Origin of the sequence: Intrasporangium sp., assembly GCF_036566125.1 — a bacterium.
In the GTDB taxonomy this organism is placed as follows: domain Bacteria; phylum Actinomycetota; class Actinomycetes; order Actinomycetales; family Dermatophilaceae; genus Intrasporangium.
Genome location: NZ_DATCWX010000143.1, coordinates 1 through 18,868, shown reverse-complemented (window position 1 = coordinate 18,868; position 18,868 = coordinate 1). Strand labels below are relative to the sequence as shown.

General features: G+C 69.0%; 19 protein-coding genes. 8 read left to right on the top strand and 11 right to left on the bottom strand.

The features are described 5' to 3' along the window. Position 1 precedes the first annotated feature (1 nt). Positions 2-508 (bottom strand): carboxymuconolactone decarboxylase family protein, encoded by a 507-nt coding sequence (locus VIR15_RS08235; RefSeq protein ID WP_331926993.1) that lies wholly within the window; start codon positions 506-508, stop codon positions 2-4. Positions 509-688: 180 nt separating this feature from the next. Between VIR15_RS08235 and VIR15_RS08230 the strand changes: the two genes are divergently transcribed. After that, positions 689-1,660, top strand: a complete 972-nt coding sequence (locus VIR15_RS08230; RefSeq protein WP_331926992.1) for a hypothetical protein — start codon at positions 689-691, stop codon at positions 1,658-1,660. A gap of 53 nt (positions 1,661-1,713) precedes the next feature. Here VIR15_RS08230 and VIR15_RS08225 read toward each other — a convergent pair whose 3' ends face one another. The 5 genes from VIR15_RS08225 to VIR15_RS08205 form a co-directional block, all read right to left on the bottom strand. Next, on the bottom strand, positions 1,714-3,297 hold the full coding sequence (locus VIR15_RS08225; protein ID WP_331926991.1) for an amidohydrolase: 1,584 nt from the start codon (positions 3,295-3,297) through the stop codon (positions 1,714-1,716). Continuing rightward, the gene (locus tag VIR15_RS08220; RefSeq protein WP_331926990.1) at positions 3,294-4,298 is read right to left on the bottom strand and encodes a quinone oxidoreductase family protein; all 1,005 of its coding nucleotides are present in this window, start codon (positions 4,296-4,298) and stop codon (positions 3,294-3,296) included. Before VIR15_RS08220 ends, VIR15_RS08225 begins: the two co-directional genes overlap by 4 nt. Positions 4,299-4,340: 42 nt before the next feature. Then, a complete protein-coding gene (locus tag VIR15_RS08215; protein WP_331926989.1) occupies positions 4,341-4,781 on the bottom strand; it encodes an SRPBCC family protein in 441 nt (146 codons plus the stop codon). After that, positions 4,768-6,216 (bottom strand): wax ester/triacylglycerol synthase family O-acyltransferase, encoded by a 1,449-nt coding sequence (locus VIR15_RS08210; RefSeq protein ID WP_331926988.1) that lies wholly within the window; start codon positions 6,214-6,216, stop codon positions 4,768-4,770. Before VIR15_RS08210 ends, VIR15_RS08215 begins: the two co-directional genes overlap by 14 nt. A gap of 65 nt (positions 6,217-6,281) precedes the next feature. Continuing rightward, positions 6,282-6,821 carry a GNAT family N-acetyltransferase gene (locus VIR15_RS08205; RefSeq protein ID WP_331926987.1) on the bottom strand — a complete coding sequence of 180 codons (540 nt, stop codon included), beginning with the start codon at positions 6,819-6,821 and terminating at the stop codon, positions 6,282-6,284. Positions 6,822-6,927: 106 nt separating this feature from the next. Here VIR15_RS08205 and pcrA point away from each other — a divergent pair, with 106 nt between their 5' ends. After that, on the top strand, positions 6,928-9,396 hold the full coding sequence (pcrA, locus tag VIR15_RS08200; protein WP_331926986.1) for a DNA helicase PcrA: 2,469 nt from the start codon (positions 6,928-6,930) through the stop codon (positions 9,394-9,396). A gap of 49 nt (positions 9,397-9,445) precedes the next feature. On the opposite strand, the gene VIR15_RS08195 is transcribed toward pcrA, so the two are convergent. Continuing rightward, complete coding sequence (locus tag VIR15_RS08195) at positions 9,446-10,216, bottom strand: M23 family metallopeptidase (RefSeq protein WP_331926985.1); 771 nt, start codon at positions 10,214-10,216, stop codon at positions 9,446-9,448. Positions 10,217-10,491: 275 nt separating this feature from the next. Then, positions 10,492-11,475, bottom strand: a complete 984-nt coding sequence (locus VIR15_RS08190; protein WP_331926984.1) for an esterase/lipase family protein — start codon at positions 11,473-11,475, stop codon at positions 10,492-10,494. Positions 11,476-11,555: 80 nt separating this feature from the next. Between VIR15_RS08190 and icmB the strand changes: the two genes are divergently transcribed. Next, a complete protein-coding gene (gene icmB / locus VIR15_RS08185) occupies positions 11,556-11,984 on the top strand; it encodes a coenzyme B12-dependent isobutyryl CoA mutase small subunit (protein ID WP_331926983.1) in 429 nt (142 codons plus the stop codon). Between the two features lie 141 nt (positions 11,985-12,125). On the opposite strand, the gene VIR15_RS08180 is transcribed toward icmB, so the two are convergent. The 3 genes from VIR15_RS08180 to VIR15_RS08170 all read right to left on the bottom strand — a co-directional run bounded on the left by VIR15_RS08180 (position 12,126) and on the right by VIR15_RS08170 (position 14,556). Next, positions 12,126-13,109 carry a type IV toxin-antitoxin system AbiEi family antitoxin domain-containing protein gene (locus tag VIR15_RS08180; protein WP_331926982.1) on the bottom strand — a complete coding sequence of 328 codons (984 nt, stop codon included), beginning with the start codon at positions 13,107-13,109 and terminating at the stop codon, positions 12,126-12,128. Positions 13,110-13,381: 272 nt separating this feature from the next. After that, positions 13,382-14,017, bottom strand: a complete 636-nt coding sequence (locus tag VIR15_RS08175; protein ID WP_331926981.1) for a hypothetical protein — start codon at positions 14,015-14,017, stop codon at positions 13,382-13,384. Beyond that, positions 14,014-14,556, bottom strand: coding sequence for an RNA polymerase sigma factor (locus VIR15_RS08170; protein ID WP_331926980.1), 543 nt, complete (start codon positions 14,554-14,556; stop codon positions 14,014-14,016). Before VIR15_RS08170 ends, VIR15_RS08175 begins: the two co-directional genes overlap by 4 nt. Positions 14,557-14,736: 180 nt before the next feature. Here VIR15_RS08170 and VIR15_RS08165 point away from each other — a divergent pair, with 180 nt between their 5' ends. From VIR15_RS08165 to VIR15_RS08145, 5 genes are all read left to right on the top strand, one after another. After that, entirely contained in the window at positions 14,737-15,237 is a 501-nt protein-coding gene (locus VIR15_RS08165; protein ID WP_331926979.1) for a superoxide dismutase family protein, read from the top strand. Then, complete coding sequence (locus VIR15_RS08160) at positions 15,237-15,806, top strand: hypothetical protein (RefSeq protein ID WP_331926978.1); 570 nt, start codon at positions 15,237-15,239, stop codon at positions 15,804-15,806. The genes VIR15_RS08165 and VIR15_RS08160 overlap by 1 nt, the downstream gene beginning before the upstream one ends. 170 nt (positions 15,807-15,976) lie before the next feature. Next, positions 15,977-17,158: an ADP-forming succinate--CoA ligase subunit beta gene (sucC, locus tag VIR15_RS08155; RefSeq protein WP_331926977.1), complete on the top strand. Its 1,182-nt coding sequence runs from the start codon at positions 15,977-15,979 to the stop codon at positions 17,156-17,158. Between the two features lie 43 nt (positions 17,159-17,201). After that, positions 17,202-18,095, top strand: coding sequence for a succinate--CoA ligase subunit alpha (gene sucD, locus VIR15_RS08150; RefSeq protein ID WP_331926976.1), 894 nt, complete (start codon positions 17,202-17,204; stop codon positions 18,093-18,095). A 203-nt stretch (positions 18,096-18,298) separates the two neighbouring features. Then, positions 18,299-18,868: cell division protein PerM (locus VIR15_RS08145; RefSeq protein WP_331926975.1), on the top strand; the 570-nt coding region annotated here is incomplete at its 3' end.

Genomic DNA, 18,868 nt, shown 5'->3' with positions numbered 1-18,868 from the left:
GCTACCGAGCGGCGCTCGCGTCTCCCGGCGGGGAGCCGAACTGCTCCCGGTACGTGACGGGGTGGTGGCTGAGGATGGAGATCCGGTTGAAGGCGTTGATCATCGACGCCGCATAGACGAGCAGCGCGAGCTGGTCGTCGGTGAGGTCCTCACGCAGCAGGTCGTACTCGTCGTCGCTGAGGTGGCGGTCGGCGACGAGGGTGACGGCCTCAGCGATCTTCAGCGCAGCCTGCTCGAGGCGCGTGAACATCCCGGACTCCCGCCAGGCGGACAGCACGGCGATCCGCTGGGGCGACTCACCGCCACGGAGGGCGAGGTGGGTGTGCAGGTGGAGGCAGAAGGCGCAGCCGTTGATCTGGGACGCCCGTAAGTTCACCAGCTCGAGCACGGCCCGGTTGATGCCATGCTCCTCCGCCCGGGCACGGATCTCGTTGGACACCTGGGCCATGGCGCCATGGACCGTGGGCATCTGCTTGTCGGTGTAGATGTACCGGTGGCCTTCTCCCATGGCGCGACCGTACCGCTCCTGCCGACGCGCCGGACGACCGTTGCTCGCCGGCTTCATGGCTCGGGTGGTTCGCCGTGCTGAGAACGCGAGGGCAGGCACGCCCAGGGACAGAAACGGTCGTCTGACCAGAGAGTGTGGATGACGCCGGGGTCTCTCCCGGTACACCGGCACAGTGGGTCCATGCCGGACACTTCGCTGCTCGACGCTCCGACCGATCCCGTTGCTCTGATGAACCGCCTCGGTGGAGTGGCGAGCCGCTCGGAGCTGACGCGGTGGTTCGAGGACGCCGAGATCGCGCGAGCGGTGGCAGAGGGAGAGGTGCTGCGGACCAACCGCGGCCGGTACGCCCTCCCGGCGGCCGAGAAGGCGCGCATGGCGGCTCATCGGTTGACGGCCGTGGTTGGTCTGCGCAGTGCGGCGGCGTCATGGGGCTGGGCCCTCAAGATCCAGCCACCCAAACCGGAGATCATCGTCCCTCGAGGCCGCAAGGTCACGAAGAGCGACCAGCGTGAGCTCGACGTCCGATGGCGCAAGTTGCCCGAGAGGGAGGTCGACGGCTGGCGCACGACGCCGGTCCTGACCGTGATCGACTGTGCCACCACCTTTCCGCTCGACGAGGCCCTGGCCATCGCAGACTCCGCCTTGCGCGCCGGGGTGAGCAGGGCAGATCTGCTTGCTGCCGCCGAGGCGCTCCCTGGCCGCGGCCGCGACGCTGCCGTTGACGTCGTCTGGTACGCGAGGCGCGAGGCCGCGAATCCGTTCGAGTCCGTCATTCGTGGAATCTCACTTGGCGTGCCAGGTCTGAGGCTGGAGCCACAGGCCGCGGTCAGCGTTGCCGGTCGGACGATCCACCCGGACCTCGTCGACTGCGACCTGCGCATCGTGGTCGAGGCTGACAGCCACGAGTTCCACACCCAGCGCGACCAGATCACGCGCGACTGCTGGCGCTACGACGAGCTCGCCCTTGACGGCTGGCTCGTGCTTCGCGTGTCGTGGGTGCAGGCCATGCACCGGCAGGACTGGGTTCGGTCAGTCCTCTTGCGCGCAGCCGACCGTCAGCAGGCAAAGCTTCGGACGACCATCGCCCTCGCGAGGGGCTACCGTCCGCCGGAGTCCCGCACGAATCAGGGCGACGTCAGCGGCACGTGGTGACCAACGGTCGTTCGTGGCTGATCCGTCACAGACGATGCCGTATGCCGCTGGGCTCAGTCCCGCTCGAAGGCGAGCTTCCCGCCCACCCAGGTCTGGAGAACCTGCGTGTCCCGGATCGCCATCGGGTCGGCGTTCTCGAGCTCCCAGATGTCGCGGTCGACGGAGACGAAATCGGCGAGCTGACCCGGACTGAGCCGACCCACATCGTGGCGCCCGACGGACTCATGCGCCACGACGGTGTGGGCGTGGACGGCCTCGTCGAGCGAGATCCGCTCCTCCGGACGCCACCCGCCGATCGGGTGGCCGTCCGCCCGTCGACGGGTCACGGCAGCGTGCAGCCCGTAGAAGGGATTCGGGTCCTCGACCGGCGCATCGGACCCGAAGGCGACCCGGACGCCGGCGTTGAGGAAGGACCGCCAGGCATAGGAGGCGAGGCGGCGCGGGCCGAGGATGTCATCGGCGAGCTCGAGGTCTGCGGTGCAGTGGCTCGGCTGCATCGAGGCGGCGACGTCGAGGGAGCGGAAGCGCGGGATGTCCACCGGTCGCACGTGCTGGGCGTGCTCGATGCGGAGCAGCCCGCTGTGCCCCTCTTCCCGCATGACCTGGAACGCGTCGAGGACGAGCCGGTTCGCCTCGTCTCCGATCGCATGGGTGATGACGTCGAGCCCGGCGTCCAGGCACATCCGGACCCGTTCGAGCAGAATGGGATACGGCGTGACGGCGATGCCGCACGTCTCGTGGCCGGCCATGCTGCCCACATAGGGCTCGGTCATGTGGGCTGTGTGCGAGCCGAGGGCGCCGTCGCTGAAGAACTTCACCGGTCCCACGCGGAAGCGATCGTCGCCGTGGCCAGAGCGACGCCCCTCCGACAGGGCGAGCTCGAGATCGCCATCTCGGACGCACTTCGTCACGCGCACCCGCAGGGCGTCGTCCTGGTGCATCGCCAGGTAGGCAGCGCGTGCGTCCTCGCCGTCGATGTCCGTGATGCTCGTCAGCCCGACGGACAGCAGCCACGACTGGCACCGCTCGAGGAGCGGACGCAGCGGCTCAGCATCCGGTCCCTCGATGAGCGGGTCGACGAGACGCTGTGCCGACTCACGCAGGATGCCCGTCGGCTCGCCCCCCGCATCCCGGACGATCTCGCCACCGACCGGGTCCGGCGTGTCGCGAGTGATGCCCGCGCGTTGCAGGGCACGGGAGTTCGCCCAGACGGTATGGCCGTCGACGGAGTCGAGGACGGCGACCCGGTCGCCGGTCACCGAATCCAACGCGTGCCGGTCGGGCTGGACCGGGACGGCCCACCGGTTGCTGTTCCACCGACCGGAGCTGAGCGGGCGGCCGGAGGGGGAGGAGGCGACGTGACCGCGGATCAGCTCGAGTGCCTCCTCGAGCGAGCGTGCCTGCCTCAGGTCGACTTCCGCGAGGTCGCGGGCGACCCATTCGGTGTGGATGTGGGCGTCGTGCAGGCCCGGCATGACGAGGGCGCCCGGCAGGTCGACCACCTCACCGATGTCACCGTCCACCGCGTCTGCCCCGGCCGCCACGACCCGGCCGTCCTCGACGAGCAGGGCGTCAGTCCACGGAGAGGAAGGGTCGCCGGTCCAGATTCGGTTGTGCCGGAATAGGATCCGGCTCACTTCGAGTCCCCGTCAGAGGGGACGAGGATCAGCTTGCCCGTGCTTCGTCGGGATTCCAACGCCTCATAGGCCTCGGCCGCCCTGTCGAAGGAGTAGCGGCCGCCGACCTCGATCTTGAGGCTTCCGTCCTCGATCGCGGCGAAGACCTCGCTCGCCCGCCACTCGAGCTCCTCACGCTCGGCGATGTGGTCCAGGAGCTTCGGGCGGGTCACGAAGAGGGATCCGAGCGAGTTGAGCCGCTGCAGGTCGAAGGGCGGCACCTGACCGCTCGCCCCGCCGAACAGCACCATGAGCCCGCGCCGTCGCAGTGAGGCGAGTGAGGCGTCGAAGGTCGCCTTGCCCACTCCGTCGTAGACGACGTCCACGCCCCGTCCGGCTGCGTCACGCACCGCAGCCGCGAGGTCCTCCGTCCGCGAGTAGTTCGAGTAGTTGATCTTGTGCGTCGCCCCGAGTTCCCTTGCGATCTCGCACTTCTCGTCGGATCCGGCGGTCGCGATGACAGTGCAGCCCTTCGCGACGAGCAGCTGGACGAGGAGCTGCCCAACCCCGCCGGCCGCGGCGTGCACGAGGGCCACGTCACCCGGCCCAGCGGCATACGTGCTGGTGACGAGGTAATGGGCCGTGAGGCCCTGGAGCATGGCCGCTGCGGCCGTCTCGAGCTCGACTCCCTCGGGCACGGAGACAACCATGTCGGCTGTCTGGTTGGCGACGGTGGTTGCGCTGGGTTGGCCCTGGGGCCAGGCCACGCGGTCGCCCACGGAGAACGACTCGACGCCTTGGCCCACGGCGACCACCCTGCCGGCGCCCTCCTCGGCGAGGACGAACGGCGTCGTCCCGGGGTAGACGCCCTGACGCCGGTAGACGTCGATGAAGTTCACCCCGGTGGCTGCGACCTCGACCTGGACCTCACCCGGACCGGGATCCGGCACGTCGTGCTCGCGCACCTCGAGGACGTCACGCTCACCGTGCTCTCGGACGAAGACACCCCTTGCAGTCGTCATGACGACACCCTACGACCACGCCACGTCGGCCGATCGCGTTGCTCAGCCAGCGCCCTCGAGCCGTGACCGCAGGCCCTTGAGCGTCTCGTCGACGAGGCCCTTGATGACACGGGATCGGAGGAAGCCCGGCAGCGGCAGGTTGTGGTGGATCGTCAGGTCATAGGTGACCCGGGTCGCTCCGTCGTCCAGACGCTCGAGGGTGTAGCGCCCCTCCTGGCCGGTCTGCAGCCGACCCTCGACCATGGACCAGCCCATGCCCCCTGGCGAGTGCTCGTAGGCAAGCGTGTACCGGTCGGTCCCCACGGCGGTTGAGGCAGCGAAGCGCGCCGTCCTGGGCAGGCCCGACGAGTCTGTCTCGTCCACCTCGGCCTCCTTGATCGTGGGGATCCAGTCCGGCTGGCTTCCCACGTCGCGGATGGTGGCGAGGACGGTGTCGAGGTCCGCCGCCACGTCGATGTGCTGACGAGCGTTATCGGTCGGCACGGCGCTTCCGTCCGCCGCGTGGAAGGGGGCGCCCCATGTGGATGATGTGCTCCACCTCGTCCTCGAAGGCTTCGAGGAGTCGCTCGGGATCCGGGATGACGGCGGCATCGCTGATGAACCCGACGCGTACCGTGCCGGCATACGTGAAGATGCACACCCCGAGCGTCTGGCGGCCTGAGCCGGGCACCCACCCGAGGATGCCGCCCACCGGCACGCCGGCCAAGGTCCGACTGGAGCGCGGCCCGGCGACGTTGGTCGTCACGCCGATGGTCTTGTTCGCGAAGAAGTCGACGAAGATGCGCGCGACGTTTGCGCTCAGGTGGCCGATGGCGTTGATGATGGCAAAGGTGATGACCGCCTCGGGCGAGCTCTTGATCCGGTCCATTCGACGCTTCGTCTCGGCCAGCCGGGCGAGCGGCGCACTGAGGCCACTGGGGAACCGGAACAGGACGAGCGCGAACGCGTTCCCGAGCTCGGGCGGCAGCGGCTCGTCGAGGGGTCGGATGTTGACCGGCACCATCGTGATGAGGTCAACCGGCTCCTGGTCGTTGTCGAGCTGGTAGCGGTGCAGCGCTGCGGCCACGGCACTCATCAGCACGTCGTTGAGGGTCGCTCCCGCCAGGCGTCCGAGCTGCTTGGCGTCGGCGAGAGGCAGCGGACCGCTCCAGCGGATGCGTTTCGTCCCGCCGGGCGCCCCGGACAAGAAGGTGTCGGGATTGTGCGAGAAGAGCAGGTCACCGAGGACTCGCGTCGTGCGGCCCACCTCGCGGGTCGCAGCCAAGGCGCCGTCCGGGGTGGCCAGGCGCAGCAGCTGGGCGACGCCATCCCGTGCTAGCTGGAGCCCCGAGCCCACGAGCCCGGCCAGGTCCTCGATCACACCGGTGCCGTTCTCGTCGGCGGCACCGGTCAGGCTCTCGTCCGGCCTGACCTCAGTGGTCACCGCGATCTCGGTCGTCGCGTCCGGCTCGCCCTTCGTCAGCGAGAGCAGCACCCGCGTCAGCGCGATCCCGTCCCCGAGGGAGTGGTGGATGCGCAGGAAGATCGCGGAGCCGGACCCGTAGCCGCTGATGAGATGCACCCGCCACAGCGGGTGGTCCCGATCCAGCGGGATGTCGAGCTCCTGCTCCATGTGGGCCTGGAGCGTGGCGTCGTCGCCGGGCGTCGGCAGGTCCACGCGGATGATGTGCCGGTCCAGCGAGAAGTCCTCGTCCTCGACCCACCACGGCTGGCCCATCAGACCGGGCTGCTCCGGGCGCTGCCTGAACACCGGGAACTGCTCGAGGACCTGGTGACGGAACAGCTCGATGACCTCGTCCCAGTCGGGCACGCCGTCGAGGAAGATGAGCGCCTCGATGACCATGAGGTTGTTGGGCCGGTCCATGTTGAGCCACATGGTGTCCACGGCTCCGACGCGGCGCTTGCGAAGTGCTGGCATGGCGGCTCCGGTCTCCAGGGGTGCTACTCGTGAGCATCCTCTCTGAGTACGTCCGGTGGCAGGGCCTAATGGCCCACGTCACGTGTCGTGAGGTCGTGCAGTGCGTCACCGCTCACCCGGTACGTCGTCCACTCGTCGAGGGGCGTCGCGCCCAGGGATCGGTAGAACTCGATCGCTGGGGAGTTCCAGTCGAGCACGACCCACTCGAGCCTGGTCCAGTCGCGCTCGGTGCAGATCGCAGCCAGCCGCGTCAGCAGCGCCTTCCCGATGCCGAGGCCACGTTGGGCCGGTTCGACGAACAGGTCCTCGAGCCACAGCCCGTGCCGCCCCGTCCACGTGGAGAAGCTGACGAACCACACCGCCATCCCGACCACAGCTCCGTCCCGCTCGGCCACATGGGCGTATGCCGCTGGGCTCGCTTCCCGGGGAAAGAGCGCCTCGCGGAAGTGGTCGGGTGTCGCAGTGGCCGCCTCCGGAGCCCGCTCGTAGAGAGCGAGCTCCCGAACGAGGCGGGCGATGTCCTCGACGTCGTCGACGGTTGCCTCCCGGATGGTGAACGCCGTCGAGTCGGTCAGTGGTGAGTCGGGGGCTGAGGGGTTGGACACGTCCCCATCCTTGCGCACCGCGCGGCCCGTCCCAGGCCCATCACCCACGACGCAGTGGGGATGGATGGCAACGGGTGTCGGTCTGCCAACGTAGGCTGGACGGACCATGAGCACGCTGTTCGACGACCTCTTCGGGCCCGATGGGCCGCAGTCCGCATCCACCGTCCCACAGGTCACCGAGCGTGGGGTCCCGACGTGGGCGGACGCGGCGGCGCGCGGAGGTCAGGTGGGCGCGGAGCCGGCTCAGCGGCATACGGCACCTGCGTGGGGCTCAGCCGACCCGGAGACGCTGCTGGAAGGACTCAACCCGCAGCAACGGGAGGCCGTGGTGCACGAGGGCAGCCCGCTGCTGATCGTCGCCGGGGCTGGGTCCGGCAAGACGCGCGTGCTGACCCACCGGATCGCGTGGCTGCTCGGGAAGCGCGGCGCCCAGCCGGGGCAGATCCTGGCGATCACGTTCACCAACAAGGCCGCTGCCGAGATGCGTGAGCGTGTCGAGGCCCTCGTCGGGCCGCGGGCGCGCTCGATGTGGGTCATGACGTTCCACTCGGCGTGCGTGCGCATCCTGCGCCGTGAGGCCGCCAAGGTCGGGATGAAGTCGACGTTCTCGATCTACGACGCGGCTGACAGCCAACGGCTCATGAGCCTCGTCATCCGCGACCTCGACCTCGACCCGAAGCGCTATGCGCCGCGCAGCTTCTCCGCCCAGGTGAGCAACCTCAAGAACGAGCTCATCGACGACGAGACCTACGCCAGTCAGGTGTCCGAGGGCAATCATCATGAGCGGACGCTGTCGGCGGCCTACACCCAGTACCAACGCCGGCTCCGCCAGGCCAACGCCCTGGACTTCGACGACATCATCATGATGACGGTCAACATGCTGCAGGCCTTCCCGGACGTCGCGGAGTACTACCGGAGGCGCTTCCGGCACATCCTCGTTGACGAGTACCAGGACACGAACCAGGCGCAGTACCAGCTGATCAAGGAGCTCGTGGGCGAGGGGGTGCCCGGGGACGACTCGGACGTCCCGGCCATGACACCAGGTGAGCTGTGCGTCGTGGGCGACTCCGACCAGTCGATCTACGCCTTCCGGGGGGCCTCGATCCGCAACATCCTCGAATTCGAGCAGGACTACCCGGACGCGCGGACGATCCTGCTCGAGCAGAACTACCGCTCGACCCAGCGCATCCTGCGCGCCGCGAACTCCGTCATCGCCCGCAACGAGAGCCGGCGGGCCAAGAACCTCTGGACCGACTCCGGCGACGGACCGCTCATCGTGGGGTATGTGGCCGACAACGAGCATGACGAGGCGGCGTTCGTCGCGAAGCAGATCGACGACCTGGCCGAGCATGGGGTGCGGCCGGGGGACGTGGCCGTGTTCTACCGCACCAACGCCCAGTCCCGCGCGATCGAGGAGGTCCTCGTCCGGGTCGGCCTACCCTACAAGGTGGTCGGCGGCACGAGGTTCTACGAGCGTCGCGAGGTCAAGGACGCCCTGGCCTATCTGCGCGTCGTCTCCAACCCGACCGACACGGTCAACCTGCGCCGGATCCTCAACGTGCCGAAGCGCGGCATCGGTGACCGCGCCGAGGCCTGCGTCGCGGCGCTCGCCGAGCGGGAGCGGATTCCCTTTGTCGCCGCACTGGGGCGAGCCGAGGATGCCCCCGGCATAGCGACCAGGTCGGTCGCAGCGATCAAGGGTTTCACCGCCCTTCTCGAGGCGCTGGGGACCGTCTACGAGAGCGGTGGCGGGATCGCTCTGCTGCTCGAGGCGGTTCTCGAGCAGAGCGGTTACCTGGCCGAGCTCCGGGCGAGTCATGACCCGCAGGATGAGACCCGGGTCGAGAACCTCGCCGAGCTCGTCGCTGTCGCCCAGGAGTTCGACGAGCGGCGCGCCCTCGAGGGTCCGGCGTCCGGCGCGGAGCCCGAGGACGTCGGTCCGGCGGGAGCGCTGGAGGAGTTCCTCGAGCAGGTCTCCCTCGTCGCCGACGCCGACGAGGTCCCGGACGAGCCGGACGCGGAGGCACAGGGCGTCGTGACGCTGATGACGCTCCACACGGCGAAGGGCCTGGAGTTCCCCGTCGTCTTCCTCACCGGCATGGAGGACGGCACGTTCCCCCATCTCCGATCGCTCGCCGATCCGAAGGAGCTCGAGGAGGAGCGCCGGCTGGCGTATGTCGGCATCACCAGGGCCCGCGAGCGGCTCTACCTGACGCGGGCGGCCGTGCGTTCGGCCTGGGGCTCACCGCAGTACGGTCCGCCGTCGCGGTTCCTCGACGAGATCCCCGGCGACCTGCTGGACTGGCACCGGCTCGGGCCATCCTTCTCCGGAGCCCGGGGCTCGGGTCAGCCCGCGGTCGCGACCCTGGCGGCTCGACCTGGTGTGCGCAGTCCCGGCACCAGGGCGATCGTCTCACTCAAGCCCGGAGACCGCGTGACGCACGACGCCTTCGGGCTGGGCACGGTGGTGCGGGTCGAGGGTGAGGGCGAGAAGTCCTTGGCACACGTCGACTTCGGTGCAGACCTCGGCGTCAAGCGATTGCTGTTGCGCTACGCCCCGGTCGTCAAGCTCTGACTCGCCCGTCCGAGAGTGCAGTTCACGAGCTGCACACTCGATGCAGCCGTCAGAGGTAGATGCCGCGCGCGGCGAGCCAACTGCGTGGGGCGACCGGGCCACCCCCATTGGGATGGATCTCAAGGTGCAGGTGCGGGCCGGTGGAGTTGCCCGTGTTGCCGCTGTAGGAGACCTTCTGGCCCGGAGCGACCTGCTCGCCGACGCTCACGAGCAGTCGGCTGTTATGTGCGAACCAGGACACGGTGCCGTCCCAGTAGCGGATCTTCACCATGTAGCCGTAGCCCTCGTTGGACCAGCCGGAGAAGATGACGGTGCCGCTCGACATGGAGTGGACCGGGGTCCCGGTCGGGGCCGCGAGATCCTGGGCCGGGTGCATCCGGCCCCAGCGCCAGCCATAGCCGGACGTGAGCGTGTAGCCGTGGAAGGGCGCGATCCAACGCTGGGCAAGAGCGAGGCGGCGCTTGCGCTCCGCCTCCTTCTTCTGCTTGTCCGCGGCGGCCTTCGCCGCTGCGGCCTTCTTGGCCGCGGCCTTCTCGACGGCGATGCGCTCCAGTGCCACCTTGGCGGCGTCCACCCCGGCGTCAGCCGCAGAGCTGGCCGCGAGGCCGAGGGCGGCCTCGGCGCGCGCTCCGTCACGGGAGGCACGCAGGTTGCCCCGGTCGCCGGTCGCAGCCGCGACGGCATCCGCATCGGCCACCAGCCCGAGACCCGCCACGGAGTTGGAGACGTTCTTCATCGCAGCGGCCTCGGCGCTCAGCGGACTCGCTCCGGCGTCACGGACGAGAAGCCCAGCGGCGACAGTGGATGAGAGCAGAGCCACGGGGACAACGAACTGACGACCCCGGGCGGGCTTGATCGTAGGCCGATGACGACCCACATACATTTTGGTTGACACGCAGCGCTTACCTATCTCAGACCGATTGCAGCCATGAGGCTAACTTGACCGATTCGTTATCGAGAAATCGGGCACCGTTCTCCTTTGGTCTGCGTCGTGGAGGAGGGATCACGACCAGGCCTGACACTAGGGGATCTTCGACGGAAGGGAAAGCCGAACCGCAACCGAATTTCTACCGATTTGCGACCACGGCCACGAATTCAGCGGCGCAGCCCTGCCGCCCGTGTCGGATCCGCATCGGGAGTGCTCACCCGCCGCCGTGTGAACTCGCTCACACCACGGGTCACGGTCGCGCCGGAGGAGTCGAGATGCGCGAGGGCGGTGGAGATGCCGTGGACGACGGTTCGGGTGAACGGGAGACTGCCGTGGCCGACCCCGTGGAGCTCGATGTTGTGGACGTTGAGGTCCGGATGGTGCAGCGCCGCGTTGCGCTGAGGAAGGATCACCTGGTCGAGGTCGGACCAGTAGACGATGAACCGGGTCTGGCAGTCCTGGACCGGCCCGGCCAGCTCCTCGAGCAGGCCGCTGCCCGGACGGAGCTGTTGGGTGAGGCCGTTGTGCCAGGCGTAGGCGAGATAGCTGCCCTGGTGTGGGGTGCCGAGCGTCACGAGGGTGTGGACCCGCTCATCCCCACCGAGCCGCGTCACGTAGTAGCGGGCGATGAGCCCGCCGAGCGAGTGCCCGATGACGTGGATCCGCTCGTAGCCGGTCTCGGTGGCGATTCGCTCCACCTCGTCGCCGAGCCGTGCCGCTGCAGCCCGGATGTCCTTGGTGAAGACCGAGTAGTTGAAGGTCTCGATCCTGCCGAAGCCGCGGTTGACCAGCCCGCGCCGCAGCACGGTGAAGATGGACCGGTTGTCGATCATGCCGTGCACCAGCAGGATCGGTGTCTGGGCCGCCTCGACGTCCCGGACGGCCAGGCCCCGCTGGGTGGGCGGCAGGTGGTCCACCCGATAGCCCCGGCGTTGATCGGAGGCGCGTGCACCCATCAGGCCGAGGGGATAGATGCCGAGGTGGAGACCAAGCCAGGTGGCCTCCAGAGCGGCTCCAGCCAGGCCGGTCGGCGTGAGCAGCGCCTTCGCGGCGCGTCCCAGGCTGCCGAGCAGTCCCGCAGGTTCGCTGGACCCCACCACTGGGCTCCGCTCGTGCTGGGGGGTCTGCGCTGACCGCACCGGTACTGCCACGTGGGTGACGTTACCCGCCGGAGTGGGCGATCCATCACGTTTCATCGATCAGCACCGCGGCCCTGACTAGAGTGCGCGGCATGACTTCGCCCTCTGACTCCAGCGCGACCACCGCAGCCGTCGTCCGCGTCATCGTCGCCAAGCCGGGCCTGGACGGTCACGATCGCGGCGCGAAGGTGGTGGCCCGCGCGCTGCGCGACGCCGGCATGGAGGTCATCTACACCGGGCTGCACCAGACGCCGGAGCAGATCGTCGAGGCAGCGATCCAGGAGGACGCCGACGTGATCGGCCTGTCCGTGCTGAGTGGCGCGCACCTGACGCTCTTCGCCCGAGTCGTCGAGCTGCTCAAGGAACGCGACGCAAGCGACATCCTCGTGTTCGGCGGCGGGATCATCCCCGCCGGCGACATCCCCCAGCTCGAGGGAATCGGCGTGGCGAAGATCTTCACGCCCGGCGCCACGACGCACGAGATCGTCGACTGGGTCCGCCAGAACGTCACCCCGGCCTGACGCGCCGAGGCCAGCACAGCGGCATACGGCGATGCCTTGCGGCGCGTGGGACCCGACGTGCCGCGCTCTGCCCGACCACGCGCGGCATCCTTCCCGCGCGCCCTCAGTCACCCCGCGCGGTGTGGGTCCATCCGCGCGGTGTCACGCGCCCGTCCTGACGAGGTCAAGGGCGTCCAGGAGCCTGCGCCGGATCAGCGCCAGGTCATCCAGCTCCTCCCAGACGATGCGGACGATCACCCATCCCTGACGCCTGAGCGCGTCCTCGCGACGCTTCTCGTCGAAGAGTGCCTTCTGGTCGCCTGCGTACTTGACGGCGCCGTCGAACTCGATCAGGACGCGCGTGCCAACGATCCGGAAGTCGGCGCGATAGACGTACCCCTCCGCGGTGATCTCGACCTGTGGTTCGACGGCGAAGCCGAGCAGGCGCGTGACGTAGGCGGTTCGGGTCTCACCCGGTGACTCGTGGCGACCGTTCGCGTGTGCGAGGGCGGCGCGGACGCCCGCGATCCCGGGATGCCGGCGGAACCGCTCGACGGCCGCCACAAGGTCCTGCGTCGAGACGGTCCCGGCGTGGAGCGCGGAGTCCGCGGAGACGAGGGCACTGAGGCCTCCCGACACCAGACCGGTCTGCACAAGGGCCCAGGCGATGGGGGTGATCGACGGGGTGATCCACACTCCGGGGCCAGCCTGCGGCTCTGGGTACCACGTGGTGCCGATGGGCCGATGCAGGACGAGACCCCTTCGGCGGGAAGCCACACCGGGTGGCTTGCCTCGCGAGGCCTTCGCAGGCCGTCCACCGGAGGCCGTCTGGCGCTGCGGCGTCGCGCCCAAGGTCAGGTGGACATTGTCGAGATCGACTGCGTAGGTGGCGATGCCTTCGACGATGAGTGCTGAGTAGTGGCTGATCGCTGCCTTGCCGCAGTACTGCCGGCCCAAGGCCAATGCGGTCAGACGATGCTGCTCGAGCGAATCAATCGGACTCGCCGTCGGTGCGTACCAGCCTCGCGTCAGTCGCACGCACTCGCCCGAGGCGACCAGCCGCTTGAGGTCGTTGTCCGTCAGGCCGATCCCGCGGGCATCGGCGGTGGCGAAGATGCCGTGCCGGGTGATCAGTGACAGGTCCATGCCGCAGACGATGTCGCGGACACTTGGAGGGGGCGGCACCGCGCCGACTTCCTGTGGACGGCGAAAAATCTCGCGTGTGGGTGTGGACGGGACAGTTGACGCGGGATGCTCGACACCGCGCGGCCCAGCGCCAGCCGCGCGCCATGCACACCGCGCGCCGAGCGCTATCCCGCGCGGAATTGGCGGAGCCGCGCGGAGTCGATGGTGCCGCGTTGGGGAGCTGCGCGGAGTTGGGGGAGCCGCGCAACCGTGGGGCTGGAATCGATGGGCCGTCAGGGGCGGTCCCCGATCCGCTCGCCGTGCCGGTCGACACGACGGTTGAGCGAGAAGAGCCGTCCCAGCACCGGCATGAGCACGATGTTGAGGCCGTGCAGGACGCCGATGATGAGCAGGATCCCGCCGATCCGGGCGACCTCGTAGGTCAGCTGCTCCGCCGTCACGACCTCCGTGATGTCGTTGCCCCAGTCGACCTGTGGCGCGAACCGCACGGTGAACATGATGTATGCGGCGAAGATCAGGTAGTAGACGACATCGGTCAGGACGATGTAGCTCTTGCCGGTGAGCGGGTTGTCGTGGAAGACGTCGGCGGCGTAGGCCCGGCCGAACCGTTTGATGAACGGCCCCAGCCACACGGCGATGCCGACGAGCGCGAGGTTCGTGGCGAGCTCGAGGATCCACCAGGGCATGTGCAGTTCTCCGTTCGAACGTGGGGTGAGGACGAGGACGAGCGTGGTGGCGGCAGCGACTCCGGCGACCCAGGCCGCGACGTCCCGGCGCAGCCGGCGACGCCGGGCCTGGTCGTCGTGGACCGAGTCGAGGACCCGAGCGAACAGGTCAGGGGAGGGCGGGGGAGGGGCGGCGCCCACGGGCTTGAGCGCATCCTCGATCAGGTGCTCGATATCGCTCATCGCTTCTCCTCGAGGATGGTCGCGAGGGTTTTCAGGCCTCGCTGGAGATGGGTCTTGACCGAGTTGACCGACAGCCCGAGGCCATCGGCGATCTCGGCGGGCGACATGTCGTAGTAGTAACGGAGCGTCAGGCAGTCGCGCTGGCGCCCCGGCAAACCACGGAGGGCATCGATGACGTCCTCCCGCGCGCTCCGCCCCAGCGCCGCCTCCTCCGCCGAGGGCTCGTCCTCGACGGCAGGCGGGTGGTGTCTCAGGGACACCAGGCCGCGCCGGTTGTGGTCGCGGGCGAGGTTGATGACGATCGATCGGAGGTATGCCGCTGACCTCGCTTCGTCGGTGATGCGGGCCATGTTCCGGCTCAGCTTGATGAAGGCCTCCTGCACGAGGTCCTCCGCGGCCGTCTTGTCATCGACGTAGAACCGGGCCAGGTGCAGCAGCGATGGAGCCTCCGCGTTGAACAACGCGGCGGCTCGCGACTCGAAGTTGTCGGTCCTAGTGGCCAGGTGCCCCGTCACGGCACCAACGAGATAGGCATCCATCACCTCGACAGACGATTGACGAACAGGTCCGGGTGACAACGAAAGTCGAGGAATTCCTCACCCCCCGGCCTGTCACCCGCAGGCCGCGGACACTCGTCTGCCCAAGTGTATGAACCACACCACGGAAAGGTGCAGAAAGCCATGAATCACAAGAGAATTCGTGGGGGGATGGCTGGACTGGTGGCATTCTCAGCCGCAATGGCGGTCGGATCGACGGCCATCGCGGCGGGAGCGGTCATCAGTCGCTTCTCCGACCCGCTCCGCGACTATGACACCACCACGGCAGGCCCGTTCGACTCTGCTACGGCACGGCTCCAGCTCGTCGACCACGGAGCCGGCACGACGGCGGTCCTCCATGTCCGCGGCGTCGACCCCAGCGTGTCGGGACGGACCTTTGGGGCGCACCTGCACAACGCCGCCTGTGCGACGGACCAGCCGCTGCTGTCAGGCGGCCACTACAACCACGACGCCCACTCCGGGGCCCCGAAGGTCGTCATCTCCGACCAGACCGAGGTCTGGCTCGACTTCACCGTCGATGCATCGGGTGCGGGCGACTCGAACTCGGTGGTGCGCTTCACGCCCACGCCGGGGGCCCGATCGGTCGTCATCCACGCCAACCCGACCGACCCGACGACGGGTGGGGCCGGTGCACGCATCGCCTGCCTTCCGGTGGAGTGGTGATGCGCGCCCTGTTCGCCGGCTTCGGCAGGGGCGCAGCGATCGGGCTCGCCTGGGGCCTGGTGGCGCGCCTGTTCATGCGGCTCATCTCGACAGAGCCCTCGTTCTCCTGGCTGGGGACCGCGATGATCCTCGCGTTCGCCAGCCTCCTCTGGGGCCTGATCGGGGTCGTCGCGGCGGCCCGAGCGGCTGGCCGGACCCGGTGGTGGCGGCTTGCCCCGCTGCCGGGGCTCATCCTCTTCGGCGGCGCGGGTCTCCTCCTGCTGCCGGGCGCCGTTGCGGTCGGCCTGATCCTCTTCGTCCGCGACCTGAGGTGGCGCCTCGTGCTCGTCGCGATCGCCAGTGCAGGGATGTACTACGCGATCAAGGCGCTCGAGGACGAGACGCTCCTCGGGCCGCGCACCCAGACCCTCGGCAACGTGCTCATGGTCGCCGCGACCGTGTGGATCGGGCTCGGCCTGCACTCCTGGTGGCGCCGGTGGACGCCGCGGAACGAGGAGTCCCGTGGGCCGGCCACGGCGGGAGGGGAGGCGACCGCGGAAGCGAGCCCAGCGGCATACGGCCGCATCTGAGCGAGCGTGACGGCAGGAGCCCCCGGGCGCCCGCCCGGGGGCTACTCGTCGGTCCGTGAGACGGCGGTGTGATCTACGTCCAGTCGGGTCGTTGCCGGGTTCTGGCACCAACCCGCAGGGGTCTAGAGTCCGAGGGACACTCCGCATCGACGACGAGGACGGACTCACCCGTGGATCTCTTCGAGTACCAAGCGCGCGACATGTTCGAGGCGCACGGCGTTCCGGTTCTGGCAGGCGCCATCGCCACCACCCCTGAGGAAGCCCGCGCGGCAGCCGAGCAGATCGGCGCCAGGTCCGGTGGTGTCACGGTGGTCAAGGCCCAGGTCAAGACGGGTGGTCGCGGCAAGGCCGGCGGCGTCAAGGTGGCCAAGTCCCCCGATGAGGCGAAGTCGCACGCCGAGCAGATCCTCGGGATGGACATCAAGGGCCACACCGTGCACCGCGTCATGATCGCCGGCGGCGCCCGCATCGCCGAGGAGTACTACTTCTCGATCCTGCTCGACCGCGCCAACCGCAGCTACCTCGCCATGTGCTCCAAGGAGGGCGGCATGGACATCGAGCAGCTCGCCGTGGAGCGTCCCGAGGCTCTCGCGAAGATCGGGGTCGACCCCAACGTCGGCGTCGACGACGCCAAGGCCCAGGAGATCGTCGACGCCGCCGGGTTCGACGAGGTCGACAAGCCCGGCCTCAAGGACGTCATGAAGAAGCTGTGGGAGGTCTACCGCGACGAGGACGCCACGCTCGTGGAGGTCAACCCGCTCGTCAAGACCGAGGAGGGCGGGTTCATCGCCCTCGACGGCAAGGTCTCCCTCGACGCGAACGCCGCCTTCCGGCACCCGGACCACGCGGCCCTCGAGGACAAGGAGGCCGCCGACCCGCTCGAGGCGGCCGCCAAGGAGAAGGACCTCAACTACGTCAAGCTCGACGGCTCGGTCGGCATCATCGGCAACGGCGCCGGCCTCGTCATGAGCACCCTCGACGTCGTCGCCTACGCCGGGGAGGAGTTCGGGGGCCAGAAGCCCGCCAACTTCCTCGACATCGGCGGTGGTGCGAGCGCCGAGGTCATGGCCAACGGCCTGCACATCATCCTGTCGGACCCGCAGGTCAAGGCGGTCTTCGTCAATGTCTTCGGCGGCATCACCGCCTGCGACGAGGTCGCCAAGGGCATCGTCGGCGCACTCGACGCCCTCGGAAACGAAGAGGATCGCCCACTCGTGGTCCGACTCGACGGCAACGCCGTCGAGGAGGGGCGCCGCATCCTCGCTGAGCGCAACCACCCGCGCGTCATCATCGAGGAGACCATGGACGGCGCGGCCCGCAAGGCTGCGGAGCTCGCCGCCGCCGCGAACTGACCGCCGAGACAGCACAGACAACGAAGAAAGAGGCTTTTCTCCCATGTCGATCTTTTTGAACGCTGACTCGAAGGTCATCGTCCAGGGCATGACCGGGTCCGAGGGCATGAAGCACACGCAGCGCATGCTCAAGTCCGGCACGAACATCGTCGGCGGCGTCAACCCGCGCAAGGCGGGCACCAAGGTCGACTTCGAGGACGGCATGACGGTGCCGGTCTTCGGCACCGTCCAGGAGGCCATGGACACGACCGGCGCCAACGTCTCCGTCATCTTCGTCCCGGCCGCCTTCACCAAGGCCGCCGCCGTGGAGGCCATCGACGCCGCCATGCCGCTCGTCGTCGTCATCACCGAGGGCGTCGCGGTCAAGGACACGGCGGAATTCTTCACCTACGCCGAGTCCAAGGGCACGACCCGCATCATCGGCCCGAACTGCCCGGGCCTCATCACGCCGGGCGTCTCCAACGCGGGCATCATCCCGGCCACCATCTCGGGTGGCGGCCGCATCGGGCTCGTCTCGAAGTCGGGCACGCTGACGTACCAGATGATGTACGAGCTGCGTGACTTCGGCTTCTCGACGGCCGTGGGCATCGGCGGTGACCCCATCATCGGCACGACCCACATCGACTGCCTCGAGGCGTTCCAGAACGACCCCGACACCGACGCGATCGTCATGATCGGCGAGATCGGCGGCGACGCGGAGGAGCGCGCGGCGGACTACATCAAGGAGCACGTGACCAAGCCCGTCGTCGGCTACGTCGCAGGGTTCACCGCTCCCGAGGGCAAGACGATGGGCCACGCCGGCGCCATCGTGTCCGGCTCCTCCGGCACGGCCCAGGCGAAGAAGGAGGCCCTCGAGGCCGCCGGTGTCAAGGTTGGCAAGACGCCGTCCGAGACCGCTCAGCTCATGCGCGAGATCATGCAGGGACTCGAAAAGTAGCGCTTCCGCAGTTGGTGTGGCGGCCATCCCTTTGCGGGGTGGTCGCCTTCGCCTATTAGGCCGTATGCCGCTGGGCTCGCTTCCCGTCGATGGTGCCCTTCGCCACACCGACCTTGGCGAACTGTCCCTCGATCGGCGTGGGTGCTCGCTCCGGGGCTGCCCGCTTGTGACGATGGGGGCACCGACCCGAGCCGCCGTCTGGAGTGAGTCAGCTGTCCAACCCGCCGCACGTCTCCGCCACCTCGCGCGCCCGGTCGGCCGCGATCCGTTCTGGGGCGCTCGCCGCGATCGGCACGTGGGCGGTCGTCATCCTGCCGGCCCTCGTCGGCTGGCTCGCGGCGCCGGAGGGGAGCCTCGGGTGGTTCTCGGCGGTGCAGGTCGGCACGGCGATCTGGTTCGTGGGCCACGGCCAGTCGATCGGCGGCGGCGGGGTGACCATCTCGCTGACGCCAGTCGCCCTCTTCCTCCTCTTCGTCTATGTCACGACCCGGTGGGGCCGGCGCCTCATCGGGACGGAGCGCGCCCTCGTCTCCCGGCTGGAGTGGGCTCGGGTGGCGAAGTTCGGCGTGGTGCCGGGGTTCGTCATCGGCTACGTCGGCGCGGCGGCCGTCTTCTCGCTCCTCACTCTCGGTGGGGCGGTGACGCCCGGCGTCGCGGCCGTGCCGGGCACCGCGCTCGTCCCGGTTGCGGCCCTCGGCTACCTGCTGCTCCGCCCTGGCGAGCCCGACGCGCCGGGCGTCGTGCGGGGCTGGTTCCGGCGCGGCCCGGCTTGG